Raw genomic sequence first — 11,967 nt, 5'->3', positions numbered from 1 at the left:
CGACGCCCCCGGCGTTTAAGCCTAGATATTCGATATCGCGCTTATCATAAAGTAGCGTTACGTGCGGATAAAAGGTAGCGGCAAGATCCGTAATCTTTGCATAAATCGTCATTTCGTCGGTTTTAGTCGAGGGGGTAAAGATCGAAATTCTAGGACTTGGAAGTAATTTATCCCCTGTTCCCACTCTTTGCGTGCACTCTTTGTCCTTATAAAATTCAATTCCCGCCATTTTTGACTCCTTTATATTTTAATTTCCCTTGCGAGCTAAGCCCGCCCTGCGAGCGGGCACTTCCATCTTTTCGCGCATCGGCTAGGAAGCGCCCCGCCGTTTTTGAAAATTTCACTTCTCAAAATTTTTAAACCTCTCTGAATTTAAGCGTCAGATAAAAGAGCGGCTCTGCGCTTTTAAAAAGCGGCTCTGCGCTCACCGCAGCGTCCGTATAATCAAACCTTGCTCTGATTTGCCCCGTATCAGTTAGCAGCACAAGCTCGCTATCAGCAGAGCTTTCGGCTAGAGCGATTAGGGCGTCTATGCAGGCTTTGCTTTGCCATGCGATCTCATCACTGGAAAATACGAGGGCTCTGTTTTTGCGCTCCCTTAAAAATACTATCTCCGCTCCGCTTATAGCGGTCTCGCTTGCCGCTGTTAGCGAGTAGTTTCTAAATTCGTCTTGCAAAAACAAAGGCTCGTCGAGTTTTACGTTTTCTACGGCTTTTAGTCTCATACTCCAGCTCCTTTTAAATATCTTTGAAGCGCTGCGGCGGTATCTTCGTCGGTTTGAGCTTTGTAGCTTGCCCCGCCTAAATTGAAGTTTAAATTTACGTTTTTAGCAGCAGCGGCATTCGGCTTTATAAACTCGGCGGCATAACCCTCTATGTTTAGACCCTGCTTCGCTCTGGATAATAGATCCTCGGCAAGAGCGCGGAAGTTTGTAAAATAATCGTTCCCTTTAATTTTAAAAAATCCCGGATATTGCGCACTCCATGACCTAACGGCGTCAAGCCCATTCCTGAAAAGCTTTTTGTCGATCATCGAATAGAATTTATCGGAGAGCCTATTGGCTAACCTCCTAACGTCTGCGGAGCTTATGCTCATATCTATTCTTTGCATAAACTCGCTGTTTTGGCGAGCTAGTACAAGCCCGCCGCTAGCGAAGTGGGCTAACTTCTCTTTTGGGATCGCTCTAGCGTTTAGCTTCGCAAAAAATTTAGCGCCGTAGTAGTCCACGGCTCTGACGTTTTGGATAAACTCACCTCTGCTTAGTAGCGCAGGCACATCATCCCTGCCTGCGGCATCATGCCCAGCGATCTTGCCGCTATATCGCCTAAAAAGCTCCACCGCTCCGCCGCTAGCAAAAGCTGCGGTATTCGTGCCTTTTATCTTGCCTCCGCCTATGGTTTTGACATGGATCGTATGGACCGATGATGTGGGCCTTTTAAGAGTCTCGATCGTCTTTTGCGCCGCTTTAGCATCCGGATCGATCGTATGGATGCTTGAGCTTGGAGCTTGCAGGCTCTTTTTCGCTTCCTGCGCCGCCGCATCGTCTGCGGTTATCTTTATGCTAGCCCCTCCGTTCATTGCGTCTTTAAGCTCGGCGATTTTGGTTTTTACATCCTCAAATCCCTCGGCACTAAAATCTATCTTACCCTCTGCAGCCCTTTGTTTTAGTGCGATGAGCTCGTTGTAGAGTGCCTTTTCACTCTGCAAGCTAGCCTCTACCGCCGCTTTTTCGGCGGCGATATTTGCCATCTTGGCGTCATGAGCAGCAAGATCGGCATTTTTTTGCATCTCATTGGCGCTCAAGTTTAACGCCAAAATTTCATTTACCGTATTCTTATAGTCTGAGGCTCTATTGATAGTTTGCGCGTTTTTGCCGCTTCCTAAGCTCTTTTGTGCGCCCAAGCTATCGTTTAGCTTAGAGGCTTGATCGGCGTAGCGCTTGAAGCTTTCCAGATCTTTATTATTGAGCGCTTCTTTGGCTGCGCTAAGTGAGCGGGATAGGGCTAGGCGATCGTCGTTGAATTTCGCTTCCTCGCTCATCCCGGCTTGATTGGCTAGGCGGATTTTTTCTGCAGCGCTAAATTCCAAGCTCTCACGGCTGCGGGCGTATTTCTCCTCTATACCCACTCGCTGCTGCGCCATCTTTTCTAGCTGCGAGTTGTAACTTTGCTCCTTTGCAAGCAGCGAAGCGATAGTGCGGTCATGGCTTTTTATACGCGCATCGGCATCCTTTAAAAACTCGTTTAAAACCCTTTTATTGTCGTTTATAATCGCGTTATTTGCAGCCTCGCGCGCATCCACCATAGAGGTAAGACCCTGCTTAAGTCTCTCTATTTGATTGATCTGCAGTTCAATCTGATTTTTTGCGTCCGCTTCTACAACCTTATCAAGCCTTACCTCTTTTAGCCCCTCAAGGCTTGCTCTAAGCCCTCTAAGCGCTTCATCTGCGGCGGCTATCCCTTTTGCGGCAGCTTCCGTGCTTAAATTTTCATTTTTGCCTAGGTTCCATACATTGCCCGTCTTTTCTAATTCTACGCCTAAATTTGCTAAGCTGTTGCGAAAATCATTGGTATTTTGCGTCGCTTTAAGCATATATGAAGGCAGGTCAAATTTAAGATTTGCGGGGATATAAAATATGTTATTGAAAGCCTCGGCGAGTTCTCCGAGCCCCTTTGCCGCGGTAGAAAAAACTCCTGCATCCTTTTCTCCGGCGAGCCAATCGGGCATAGCTATATCGCTTAAAGCGGAGGCTGCTTTTATAAGCGAGCCTATGGAGTTTGCAAGCAGCGCCGCGGCATTAGCGGCAGCTTCGAAGGTATCTTTGTTGAAAATACCGCTTGCGATCTCATTTATGCCCTCGCCGAAGTTTGCCAAAGCCTGCCTAAGCGTCGTATCGTTTGAGAGATATTCGTTTATTTCGGCAAAGGAATTTTTAAGCCCCTCAAACAAAGGCTTAGTAGCCTCTCCTTGAAGTTCCGCCATAGACGCTTTATAGGTACTTACCAGGGCTTCAAATTTCGGAGCGCTAAAGGAGGCTTGCTCGCCGAAAATTTTAAGCTTTTCGTTCATCACGTCAAAAAACGAGCCGTTTTCTATCGCAGCCTTTAGACTTTCGGTTTGAAGCCCCAAGGATTTCAAAAACCGTCCGAAGTCGGTATTTGTTTGGATAATGCCTGCGCCCACGCTATCTAGCGTCGCTTTTAGCGAGCTTACATCCGCACCCGAGCTTTGGGCTGCGTATGAGATATTTCGAAATAGCGCGAGAGCCTTTTCTAGACTCATATTCGAGCTAGCAGTAGAATAAAAGCTCGTAAACATCGCGGCTAGATCGCTGGAGCTGAAATCTAGCTCGCTATCGAGCTTTTTAAGCTCCTCAAGAGCCGCGCTCGCCTTTTGTCCGCTAAGCTTCCATTTCTCGAAAGGATCGAGCTTGCCGCTTTTTTCCGCGACATTTATCAAGCTTCTTAGCCGAGCATTTAAATTCTCTATAGTGGTGTTGTTTTCTAGCCCGGCGGCGATAAACTCCCTAACACCCTGAGTAGCGCTAGATATAACCGAGCTGAGCCCTCGCAGCGAGATTGTCAAATTCGCAAACGCGTCGGATTTAATTCCATCTAGCGCGCTTTTGAGTATACCCGTGCTTTTGCTCGCCTTTTGTGCAGCAGCCTCTACGTCCGATAGCCCTTTTTTGACCTTTTCGGCACCGCTGGCGTCTGCTTCGACACCTATTTTTATCTTCAAATCAGCCATGCGCTTTGCCTTAAATTTTGATATAATATGCTTTCAGGAGACGAGCAAATGGATCTATTCGGTTTTACAGATAAAAACGGCGAAGGCTTGTTTGGTTTTTTAATGTGCCTTGCGATAGCGACGCAGTTAAAAGAGTATTTTGCGCGCAAAAAGGCGCAAAAGATTGCCGCAAAAATCGAAGCGAAAGAGCGCCTAAGCCGCCCGGAGCTAGCTTTTATATTTAAAAATATAGATAAATTTAGCCGCGAGCAGCGAGCCGAAGTTAGGATTTCGCCTAAAGACGAGCCTTTTGTGCGTGAGCTTGCTCGAAAAAGCGGAATAAGCTTTACCCGCGCCTCATAAAAATCAAGCTTTAGCAAATTCCTTAAGCCTTTCGATACCGCTTCTTTCATCCCTTCCCTCGCTCATAAATTTTTTAAACGCCCGGTCGTCCGCGAAGCGAGCGATTCTAACTGCCGCAGAAATTTCTTTAAGCCTTTGTCCCTCTATCTGCGAAAAGCCCTCTATTGCTTCTTTTGCGAAGCTAAAAGGAAACTCCCACGCCCTATCTAAGCCGTGCTCTAGCAGGTAGCAGATCCAAAAGGTTATTTTTTTTTACCGCCCTCGCCGCTTGCGGTAAGATCGCCGTAGGTTAGGCGCAAAATTTCCTCATAAAGCTCATTTGCGGCGCTATAGCCTAGGTTTTCAATCTTATCTGCGCTAAGATCGCAGCACTGCTTTAAAATTTCGGCTATATCGTCGTTTTTGATGATGCCCGATTGAATTTTATAAATTAATCCGATGGATAATTCTCTAATCGTAATGCCGTTTTTCAACGTCTTTTTTTTAAACAGATCCATTCTCGCTCCTATCTAACCCGCTTTAGGGGGTAATTCAGCTCAAAGATATAAGCGTATAAGCTCTCGCTTATAAATTGCGTCTCGGCGCTTTTTAAAATGACGGCGCGGCTTGCGGCCTCATCTTTTAAAAGCTTGTCGCTAAGCGCCATGATCTCATCTAAAATTTCGTAAATTTCGCAATCTAAAGTGTTGCGCGCTAAAACGATTTGAAACTTCAGGCTCGTTTCGTTTGCGCTGATACGCTCAAAGCCGCTAAAAATCAGATAATCGCCGTTTTGATCTATAAGCGCCGTATTCGCTACCGCCGTAAGATTTAGCTTAGATTTTAAATACTCCAGCGTCTCTTTCATCTAGGTTCCTCATCGTCTCTTAGAGTAAATTTCTCTTTAAAAAAGCTTGTCGCCAAATCTAAAATCCCGCTTCCTTTAAACGCGCCTATGCCGCAAATCGCAAGGCTAAGGCGCATATCCTTGGCATAAAAAAACGCGATCTCATAAATGATATAGGCGCTAAAACAGCCGTCGCAAAGCCTTGTAAAAAACGAGCGCAGCGCTACCGCCGGCGATTTTTCGGTTGCGGAAGGCTGTCTAAACCATGCTACTATGCTGCCTGCGACGCCGACGGCACAGACATAAGCTAGATACTCCATTTCTCATGCTTTGCCGTGTGGGCTCAAGCGCCCAGGAGACGCCGTAAGTGCTCCGCTAATGCCTATGCAGCACGACCACGCCAAAAATAGCACATTCGTATTGCGGATAAAAAGCTCAAGTAGCGCAAAAAGCTCTAAATTGAAAATCACCAAAAGCACCGCGCGCAGTAGATAGAGCAGAACAGGTCTCATTCATTCGCTCCCTGTGTGCAATCTTTTGCGATCTGTTCGCACTTTAGAAAATATGCCATTAGCGCCTTGTGCGCTTCGAAATCCGAGCTTTCGGCGGGGCGTAGCGGCATTTTTAGGTTGCATTTTACGGGGATGAATACCTGCTTTATCTGCGGCTCTTTTGCCCCACAGCCGCCAAGAGCAAAAACGCTAAAAAGCGCTATTAAAAAGCATTTTATATGCCCGCAGTTCACTCTCACAGCCTTTGTCCTTAATGTAAATTTTTGAAACGCTCTTAATTTTATCCTCGTTTAGCCCACTTGCCTTAATTTGCAGCGACTTTATCGCCGCGTTTTGCAGGCTGAGATTTGCCGCGCAGCTTTGAGCCTCCGCCTGCTTTGAAGCATAGGCACTATTAAGAGACGAAATTTCAAATTTTAGCTTCGTAATCCACGCTGCGCTTAGCATGCAGACTGCGATTAGAGCGTAACCCAAAGCCCGCGCGTTCAAAAAAGGCATAATCCTATCCTTAAAGAGCGCAAATTTCAAAGAATTGGTTTCCTGCCGCACGGGTTTCGTCTTTGAGAATATCGACGCTGAAGCTGATAGAGAGCCAATCATCGCCCTTGAGCGCAAAATCCCCGTCCGCTCTTAAGGAGCACTTATAAAAAGTCGCTTTCATCGCGCTTCCCGTCGCCGCCTCGCCGATAAACATCAGCGCGCACTCCAGTTTGCTATTTTTAAAGGCGCTCATCTTTTCTTTTTGGATACCGGCGCTCAGGCTCAACGTAACCTCGCCCGAAACGTCTTTTAAAAACTCTACTATCCCGCTATTTTCGTGATACTTGTAGTCCTCATCCTTTTTTGGAGCGGTACCGCCGCCTCCTACGGCGGCGCTCAGATTGCCGCCTACGGCTCCCAAATCTACGATATCGCCCGCTTTCGCGTCGGTAATTTTAACGCTTGCCGTCTTGCCGCTCTGCGACGTTTCGCCGAAATAGGCTCTAGCCAAATTCTTGATGGAAATTTCGTCGCTTTTAAAACTCATCGTAGCGCTTTGGCTCTTCACGATCGTTTTATCGATCGCTTGCGTCGCCCCCTCGGTGTTGGTATGCTCGAGCTTCTCAAGCTCGGTCTTTATGCTTACCTCCGAGCTGAGCCCGAAGTATTCAAATCTGCCCGTAGGTTTGCCCTCTTTATAGACGTCGATATAGAGTTTGCCGCCGCCGAGGGTTACGTAATCGCTACTGCTAGCCATATTTTCTCCTTTGTTCTAAATTTGATTCAGCTCGCTTTTGCGCTGCCCGCTCTTGATTATCCCGCCACTGCCGTCGTCATTTTTTATTGCTGCCGCTTCTCTTAGGGCTTCGTTTGCCAGTATCTGATCCAGCTGCGTCGGCTCTATTTTCAGTAGTAGCTTCAGTCGAAACATCGCCAGATCCATTAGCGAGGGTTTCGGAATCGCCTTTTTCTTGCTCAGTGCCCTGGCTTCCTCCATCGCTCGCTTCGCTAGAGCTTCGCTCACTTCCGCCTTGTTGAATAGACTCTGTCTCGCTCTGCTTAGAAATTCCTCGTCCATCTTCTAAAAAATCCTCCGCACAATAATGCATCTTATCTCCTTATTTTCCCGTGGACATATAGGCAAGTTGCCATAACGCGTATCCTGCATTCATAAAGCTTTTGCAGCCAAATAGTGCAGCGTCTTTCATAAATTTATGGTCGTCGCTGCTCTCAAAGACGCCATCTTTCGCAACTTGAAGCACGAAAGGGCGCACCGGTTTGCCTAGATCCATCAAATACCACTCGGTGCCCGCGATCTCTGGCAAAACGAGCAAGCTGTAGCGCTTGAAAGTAGGGTTTGTTTCGCCTGCGGTTAAATGCTCCTTATTTACCGCAGTAATCGCCGCGGCAAGGTTTTTAGGACCGCAGATTAGATGCGTCGGACTTACGCCCAGGGCTTGCCCGGTGTCGCCTTTGATGCTGATCATATAGGCCTCCGCAGCTAAAAGATGCGCCGTATCCAGCGCGCCGGTGCCGCTATTTGCATAGGTATCACTACCAGATGCATGGTCGGCGGCAAAAAACGCCTTGCCGTCGTAGCATTTGCCCTTTGTGGAGTCGGCCGCGTTGGCTAGAATTTTCGCCACTAGCGCGCCGCCAAATTTTTTCGCATTGAACGCCATCTGTTCGATCGCAGGTTTATAGAGCCCGACTTTGTCATATTCAAGATGAGTATTTGGCACCGTAACGCTAGCTTCGAAAGGCTGATTTTCTAGCGCATAGCCATAATCCTTGAACTTTTTGATATCTCTATCGCCGACCCACTCTTTCATCATCGGAAAGTTACCTAGCCAAACATATTTCTCGCTTAGATCGTTGCTGTCTATGCGCATAGCAAGAACATCCGCCTCGCTTTTGGTATCGTTGAAGGTCTTTTGAAAGACCGCCTTAAAGCCGATCGATGTCTCTTCAAAATTTGCCATTATTTAATCCCCCTTGCATATTCCTCTTCGCTAAGCCCTAAAAGAGAGGCCACCTTTTTCTGCTCGTCGCTCAAGGAGGACGCGCTATTTTTTTGAAGCTCCTTTTTGCCGAAAAACGCGCCCAAAAGGGAGCTAAGCTTTTGCACCTGTCCGTCTAGCGCCGCAATCTTTTCCACCATTGCGTTACTTTCTTTTGCATTCGCTTCGCTTTCTGCGGCATCGTCTTGCTTTGTGTTTACAGCCTCTGCTTTGTTGCTAGCGGCAAAATTTGCGCTAAGCTCCTCTATTTGCTTGCCTAGGGCGTCTATTTTTGCCGAAAGCTCCGAAATTTCTTTATCCATCTCTTCCTCTCCTTTTGAGTTGATTGCATTATTTAGCAAATTTGGGCGATTTACGAGCCCTACGCTATCAAGCCCGATCACCCGTCTATTCTCTCCCATATCAAAAACGGGGCTTAGGTATCGATACGCCCGCGAGCCGATAAGCTCCTCACCCGTTTTATTTAGGCTTAGGCTAGCGTAAATCCCGCCATCTCTAAGCTCGAAACTATCCTTATCAAACCACCCTAAAGCCGCGCCAAAGCTGTGGTTTTCATCAAGGGCGATATCAAGGGCGTTTTTTTCTATGGAGGCTATCAGTGCGGCGCCGTCAATCCGAAACGCGCGCCCGTCAAGACCTATCACTTCGCCGACTGGCGAAACCTTTACCTTTTCGTCCTGCTTAAAATTTAGCTCTAAAACGCTATTTATGCCTTGTCTCATACTGCCTCCGTCTCGAAATTTGGCGGTATTATACGGATAAACGCCGTTAAAATCACTCTATTTAGGGGCTATCAAGAGTGAAATGGAAAAAATTTCGAGCTAAAATGCGAGATAAAAATATAAGTGTTAACCCGCTTTAGGCGAGCGGAGCAATTCGTCGCGCGCAGCGCAATAACTCGAGCCGCAGGCTCGCACCTTGAGCGTGCCGGGGTTAATTGGGGGTTTGGGGGATAAGAAGGGGGCGCCTCGCAAGTAGCTCCCTTCTTGTCCCCCGAGAATTGCGGCACGATTTGAATTCACCTTAATCCCCCAAATTCACTCGAAAAGACTAAATTTCAGCTCCCTCACGCCGAACTGCCTTGCAAGCTCTCGCTCGTATGCCATGCCCTTGCTATTTTCGCTGCCTTCGCAGGCAAAAAAGTAGTAGTAGCTGCATACCGAGAGGAGCTCCTCGCAGTTTTTCATTATGCGATCTCGCTCCAGCTCGCTATACACCCCCATCCATGCAAGCACGGGCGATATAGGCTCGTAGCCGTTGGCGCGCACGATGGCGCAGGCTTGCTCGGCAAGCTTGCGGGCGTAGTAGTCGCGATCTCGATCATGCTTGCACGGGATGCTTGCATACGGCGAGCTTACAAATACCAGCCTTGCCGTTCGTTTGTCCATTATCTTTTGCTCCTTTGTTTTAAAATTTAAGCTTTAGCGCTTATGTCTTGCAAAAAGAGCCCGATAAAAGCTACGCCTCTCTTAGATATCTTAAAATTTTCTCAATATACGGATCTGCCGCCATCGTTTCATCGGCGCAGATATGAAGCCTGCCGAACCTCGCAATTTCCGTGCAGGGCTTTTTAGAGCCATAGAAAAAGCTCACATAAAATGCCCAGCCCTTTACGAGCTGCCCGCCCTTTACCTCGTCGCGACGCACGGATCGCAGACCTACGCTTACCATAGCAGGCACGGCGGCGCTCATCTTTGCGTGCAGCTCGCGCAATGCGTTTGCGCTATAGCTATCGGCGGGCAAATTTATCAGGTCTTTAAGCTTCATTGATCGTTCCTTTCAGGCCCCAGCCGCTACCGAGCCTTTGAGCTTCGCAGCGCTCAAGCTCTGCGATGGTTTCAAATATCTCCATCCACTTCTTGCGGTTTTTCGGGTGCCTAAGCTTCGCAAGCGCCGTGCGCTCTATCATCGCGACGCGCTCGACGCTGATGCCTAGCATCGCCGCAAGCTCGCGGTAAGCTACATCCGCATCGCCCTTTAGCATCCTCACCCGCTCGGCGCATACCTTATCCGTGCGGTAGCCCTGAATCCTTTGCATTTCACACTTCCTTTTGTTTTAACTTCTCAGGCGAGCTAAGCCCGCCCTGCGAGCGGGAGCTACGCTCCCTGCACCCACCTAAAGTTACTGCCTGCTATCGCAGGCGCTTTCAGCGGTTCTCTTGCGCTTTCGCGCCTACTTAGTGTGGCTCTCATCTTTTTTCTCTTCAAACAGCACACGTTCTTTGTGCTCGCCCACTTTACCAATATTGAAGCTTTCTACCGGGCGCAAGTAGCCCATCACACGGGTGTATACTATGCACTTGGTGCGTTTTGCTTCAAACTCTTTAGGAAATTTCATATCCACTCCTTTTAAATTTAACTTTATAAGACGCCCGCGTGGGGCGCCATTTAAAATCAAAGCCTTAGCTCCAGATTGTTCCGAATCCGCGACGGAAGTGCGGGATCGGCACCACTATGCTCTCGCGCTTTCTCCTCTTTGAGATCCAACCTCGCGGGGTGCGAAATAGAATGAATGAGTGCGCGATTATGATCTCATCTTTGCAAGCCTTTAGATCGCTCATTTTCATACCCTTATACGCTTTCATCTCTTATTCCTCCTTATAAAATTACCATGCCGCAGGCTTGGGCTATGATCTCCTCGCCCACGGCGCAGCCGTTAAGAGCCGCTAGGCGGACCGACTTTTTGTGCAACTTTTCGGACGCGCGGAAGTTGCCTTTGGCGTGAGCGAAGATCCCCGTGCCGTAAAAGGCATCGCTCTCCTCTTTGCTGAGCCCCTGCATAGCCCATTTGCCGCAAATGCGGCTATATAGCTGCCTAAGCTCCTTATTGCGCCCCACTAAATTCTTTAGCAAAATCTCCGTGCCTGCTAGAATTAGTGGCGTACTCGAAAAATCGTAAATTCTGCGTAGATCCTCAAGCGCCCTGAGCGGCAGATGCTCGGCTTCGTCGATTAGCAGCACCTTATCGGCGGTTTTTAAGAAGCTTGATATAGCTTTTAATTTGGCATTCGCGCTGCCTGCGGCTTCCAGCCTTAGCGCCTCGCATAGCTCGCCGAGCAGAGCGTTAGCGTTGGTGTGGCAAGTAGCTTCAATTAGCACCGCGTTGGGATTTTTGGCGGCAAAGTCGCGTAGTATCGTGCTCTTGCCGCTACCAGCCGTGCCGTAAAGCAAAGCTATCTCGCGCTCGCCTACGGCTTCGGAGATGACGAAATTCGCCATCTTGTAGTCCCGTGAGTTAAAAATTTCATCTCGCGCGGGCGAGGTGGCAAACTCTTTTGCTTTTTTGGCGCTCGCATCGATATAGGCGCCTATCTTGGCTGCGATCGCCGCATTATCGCCCTTGTATTTGCCCGCTCGAAATTGACTGATCGCTCCCGGGCTAATGCCCAAAGCCCGCGCAAGCGCACTCATACTCACGCTTCCGCCCTCTAAGAATTCGTTTAGCTTAGATATAATCTCTTGCATATTTTCTCCTTTGCCCATAAAGGGGCTTTTAAAAGACATTTTATGCCCTTTAAAAGTACCTTATCCGCAGACTACTTCCTCAAAGCTCTTTATCTTTCGCTCTATCTTGCGCTGCGCAGCTTGCGCACTTAAAATTTCATCGCTCAAAGCTGCGTTAGAGTTCAAACTTTTAGCTCCTTTTAGCGCAGCATCTATTAGCCTGCTTTCGTTATTCGCCGCTTGCGGCTTAGGCATTGCGGCAGGCTTTGCTTCTACTATGCGCACTATCTGCTCGAAATCCGCCCGATGTGCGATCGATGCAGCGTCCATCTGCTTTTTAGTCTCTTTTAAGCGCTTATTAAATAGCTTTTGCGCGCTTTTAGCCTCCTCGGCGCTTACTCCCTCATCCAAATCAAGCGTAGAGGCAACGCCGATAAATTTGTTATCCTCGCTCCATAAAAAGCACTCATTTATATTATTGACGTTTTTGCTGACCCATACGCGCTCAAGCCCGTACATCTCCACGCTGTAAAACCTCACACCATCTAGGCTAATGCCTTTTTTATGCACATGTTTCAGCTCTCGTCCGCC

20 protein-coding genes and 1 pseudogene are annotated in these 11,967 nt (G+C 48.2%); 1 reads left to right on the top strand and 20 read right to left on the bottom strand.

The window, feature by feature from the left end; genetic code table 11:
• The 3 genes from Q0323_RS09360 to Q0323_RS09350 all read right to left on the bottom strand — a co-directional run.
• Positions 1–229, bottom strand: a 229-nt coding sequence (locus tag Q0323_RS09360) for a hypothetical protein (protein ID WP_298053846.1), incomplete at its 3' end; no start/stop codon positions are given.
• A gap of 127 nt (positions 230–356) precedes the next feature.
• Positions 357–725 (bottom strand): hypothetical protein, encoded by a 369-nt coding sequence (locus Q0323_RS09355; RefSeq protein WP_297959737.1) that lies wholly within the window; start codon positions 723–725, stop codon positions 357–359.
• Complete coding sequence (locus tag Q0323_RS09350) at positions 722–3,751, bottom strand: hypothetical protein (RefSeq protein WP_298053844.1); 3,030 nt, start codon at positions 3,749–3,751, stop codon at positions 722–724. The genes Q0323_RS09355 and Q0323_RS09350 overlap by 4 nt, the downstream gene beginning before the upstream one ends.
• Before the next feature lie 48 nt (positions 3,752–3,799).
• Between Q0323_RS09350 and Q0323_RS09345 the strand changes: the two genes are divergently transcribed.
• Positions 3,800–4,093 (top strand): hypothetical protein, encoded by a 294-nt coding sequence (locus tag Q0323_RS09345; RefSeq protein ID WP_298053843.1) that lies wholly within the window; start codon positions 3,800–3,802, stop codon positions 4,091–4,093.
• A 242-nt stretch (positions 4,094–4,335) separates the two neighbouring features.
• On the opposite strand, the gene Q0323_RS09340 is transcribed toward Q0323_RS09345, so the two are convergent.
• The 17 genes and pseudogenes from Q0323_RS09340 to Q0323_RS09260 form a co-directional block, all read right to left on the bottom strand.
• Complete coding sequence (locus tag Q0323_RS09340) at positions 4,336–4,590, bottom strand: hypothetical protein (RefSeq protein ID WP_297950710.1); 255 nt, start codon at positions 4,588–4,590, stop codon at positions 4,336–4,338.
• An 8-nt stretch (positions 4,591–4,598) separates the two neighbouring features.
• Positions 4,599–4,940 (bottom strand): hypothetical protein, encoded by a 342-nt coding sequence (locus tag Q0323_RS09335; RefSeq protein WP_298053842.1) that lies wholly within the window; start codon positions 4,938–4,940, stop codon positions 4,599–4,601.
• Positions 4,937–5,239 (bottom strand): hypothetical protein, encoded by a 303-nt coding sequence (locus Q0323_RS09330; RefSeq protein ID WP_298053840.1) that lies wholly within the window; start codon positions 5,237–5,239, stop codon positions 4,937–4,939. Before Q0323_RS09330 ends, Q0323_RS09335 begins: the two co-directional genes overlap by 4 nt.
• Before the next feature lie 3 nt (positions 5,240–5,242).
• Positions 5,243–5,431, bottom strand: coding sequence for a hypothetical protein (locus tag Q0323_RS09325; RefSeq protein ID WP_297894560.1), 189 nt, complete (start codon positions 5,429–5,431; stop codon positions 5,243–5,245).
• Positions 5,428–5,664, bottom strand: coding sequence for a hypothetical protein (locus tag Q0323_RS09320; protein WP_298053838.1), 237 nt, complete (start codon positions 5,662–5,664; stop codon positions 5,428–5,430). Before Q0323_RS09320 ends, Q0323_RS09325 begins: the two co-directional genes overlap by 4 nt.
• Positions 5,621–5,929 carry a hypothetical protein gene (locus Q0323_RS09315; RefSeq protein WP_297894563.1) on the bottom strand — a complete coding sequence of 103 codons (309 nt, stop codon included), beginning with the start codon at positions 5,927–5,929 and terminating at the stop codon, positions 5,621–5,623. Before Q0323_RS09315 ends, Q0323_RS09320 begins: the two co-directional genes overlap by 44 nt.
• A 10-nt stretch (positions 5,930–5,939) precedes the next feature.
• Positions 5,940–6,668 (bottom strand): hypothetical protein, encoded by a 729-nt coding sequence (locus Q0323_RS09310; RefSeq protein WP_298053837.1) that lies wholly within the window; start codon positions 6,666–6,668, stop codon positions 5,940–5,942.
• Positions 6,669–6,683: 15 nt separating this feature from the next.
• On the bottom strand, positions 6,684–6,989 hold the full coding sequence (locus tag Q0323_RS09305) for a hypothetical protein (RefSeq protein ID WP_298053836.1): 306 nt from the start codon (positions 6,987–6,989) through the stop codon (positions 6,684–6,686).
• 40 nt (positions 6,990–7,029) lie between these two features.
• Positions 7,030–7,893 carry a Mu-like prophage major head subunit gpT family protein gene (locus tag Q0323_RS09300; RefSeq protein ID WP_297893794.1) on the bottom strand — a complete coding sequence of 288 codons (864 nt, stop codon included), beginning with the start codon at positions 7,891–7,893 and terminating at the stop codon, positions 7,030–7,032.
• Positions 7,893–8,654, bottom strand: a complete 762-nt coding sequence (locus tag Q0323_RS09295) for a phage protease (RefSeq protein ID WP_298053834.1) — start codon at positions 8,652–8,654, stop codon at positions 7,893–7,895. Before Q0323_RS09295 ends, Q0323_RS09300 begins: the two co-directional genes overlap by 1 nt.
• Before the next feature lie 315 nt (positions 8,655–8,969).
• The gene (locus Q0323_RS09290) at positions 8,970–9,320 is read right to left on the bottom strand and encodes a hypothetical protein (RefSeq protein WP_298053832.1); all 351 of its coding nucleotides are present in this window, start codon (positions 9,318–9,320) and stop codon (positions 8,970–8,972) included.
• Positions 9,321–9,390: 70 nt separating this feature from the next.
• Positions 9,391–9,699 carry a hypothetical protein gene (locus tag Q0323_RS09285; protein WP_298053831.1) on the bottom strand — a complete coding sequence of 103 codons (309 nt, stop codon included), beginning with the start codon at positions 9,697–9,699 and terminating at the stop codon, positions 9,391–9,393.
• Complete coding sequence (locus Q0323_RS09280; protein WP_298053829.1) at positions 9,689–9,970, bottom strand: sigma factor-like helix-turn-helix DNA-binding protein; 282 nt, start codon at positions 9,968–9,970, stop codon at positions 9,689–9,691. Before Q0323_RS09280 ends, Q0323_RS09285 begins: the two co-directional genes overlap by 11 nt.
• A 135-nt stretch (positions 9,971–10,105) precedes the next feature.
• On the bottom strand, positions 10,106–10,270 hold the full coding sequence (gene nrdD, locus Q0323_RS09275) for an anaerobic ribonucleoside-triphosphate reductase (protein WP_298053826.1): 165 nt from the start codon (positions 10,268–10,270) through the stop codon (positions 10,106–10,108).
• A gap of 64 nt (positions 10,271–10,334) precedes the next feature.
• The gene (locus Q0323_RS09270; protein WP_298053825.1) at positions 10,335–10,517 is read right to left on the bottom strand and encodes a hypothetical protein; all 183 of its coding nucleotides are present in this window, start codon (positions 10,515–10,517) and stop codon (positions 10,335–10,337) included.
• Positions 10,518–10,530: 13 nt separating this feature from the next.
• Entirely contained in the window at positions 10,531–11,397 is an 867-nt protein-coding gene (locus Q0323_RS09265) for an AAA family ATPase (protein WP_297950756.1), read from the bottom strand.
• Positions 11,398–11,457: 60 nt separating this feature from the next.
• A pseudogene (locus tag Q0323_RS09260) lies at positions 11,458–11,967 on the bottom strand (hypothetical protein); the annotation flags it as partial.

This window comes from uncultured Campylobacter sp., from assembly GCF_938030145.1.
Lineage (GTDB): Bacteria > Campylobacterota > Campylobacteria > Campylobacterales > Campylobacteraceae > Campylobacter_B.
The sequence above is the reverse complement of the archived record's forward strand: the minus strand, read 5'-3'. Positions and strand labels throughout refer to the sequence as shown.

Coding starts and splice junctions, on each gene's coding strand:
- Q0323_RS09355 (WP_297959737.1), bottom strand. CDS start 725: ATGAGACTAAAAGCCGTAGAAAACGTAAAACTCGACGAGCCTTTGTTT.
- Q0323_RS09350 (WP_298053844.1), bottom strand. CDS start 3,751: ATGGCTGATTTGAAGATAAAAATAGGTGTCGAAGCAGACGCCAGCGGT.
- Q0323_RS09345 (WP_298053843.1), top strand. CDS start 3,800: ATGGATCTATTCGGTTTTACAGATAAAAACGGCGAAGGCTTGTTTGGT.
- Q0323_RS09340 (WP_297950710.1), bottom strand. CDS start 4,590: ATGGATCTGTTTAAAAAAAAGACGTTGAAAAACGGCATTACGATTAGA.
- Q0323_RS09335 (WP_298053842.1), bottom strand. CDS start 4,940: ATGAAAGAGACGCTGGAGTATTTAAAATCTAAGCTAAATCTTACGGCG.
- Q0323_RS09330 (WP_298053840.1), bottom strand. CDS start 5,239: ATGGAGTATCTAGCTTATGTCTGTGCCGTCGGCGTCGCAGGCAGCATA.
- Q0323_RS09325 (WP_297894560.1), bottom strand. CDS start 5,431: ATGAGACCTGTTCTGCTCTATCTACTGCGCGCGGTGCTTTTGGTGATT.
- Q0323_RS09315 (WP_297894563.1), bottom strand. CDS start 5,929: ATGCCTTTTTTGAACGCGCGGGCTTTGGGTTACGCTCTAATCGCAGTC.
- Q0323_RS09310 (WP_298053837.1), bottom strand. CDS start 6,668: ATGGCTAGCAGTAGCGATTACGTAACCCTCGGCGGCGGCAAACTCTAT.
- Q0323_RS09305 (WP_298053836.1), bottom strand. CDS start 6,989: ATGGACGAGGAATTTCTAAGCAGAGCGAGACAGAGTCTATTCAACAAG.
- Q0323_RS09300 (WP_297893794.1), bottom strand. CDS start 7,893: ATGGCAAATTTTGAAGAGACATCGATCGGCTTTAAGGCGGTCTTTCAA.
- Q0323_RS09295 (WP_298053834.1), bottom strand. CDS start 8,654: ATGAGACAAGGCATAAATAGCGTTTTAGAGCTAAATTTTAAGCAGGAC.
- Q0323_RS09290 (WP_298053832.1), bottom strand. CDS start 9,320: ATGGACAAACGAACGGCAAGGCTGGTATTTGTAAGCTCGCCGTATGCA.
- Q0323_RS09285 (WP_298053831.1), bottom strand. CDS start 9,699: ATGAAGCTTAAAGACCTGATAAATTTGCCCGCCGATAGCTATAGCGCA.
- Q0323_RS09280 (WP_298053829.1), bottom strand. CDS start 9,970: ATGCAAAGGATTCAGGGCTACCGCACGGATAAGGTATGCGCCGAGCGG.
- nrdD (WP_298053826.1), bottom strand. CDS start 10,270: ATGAAATTTCCTAAAGAGTTTGAAGCAAAACGCACCAAGTGCATAGTA.
- Q0323_RS09270 (WP_298053825.1), bottom strand. CDS start 10,517: ATGAAAGCGTATAAGGGTATGAAAATGAGCGATCTAAAGGCTTGCAAA.
- Q0323_RS09265 (WP_297950756.1), bottom strand. CDS start 11,397: ATGCAAGAGATTATATCTAAGCTAAACGAATTCTTAGAGGGCGGAAGC.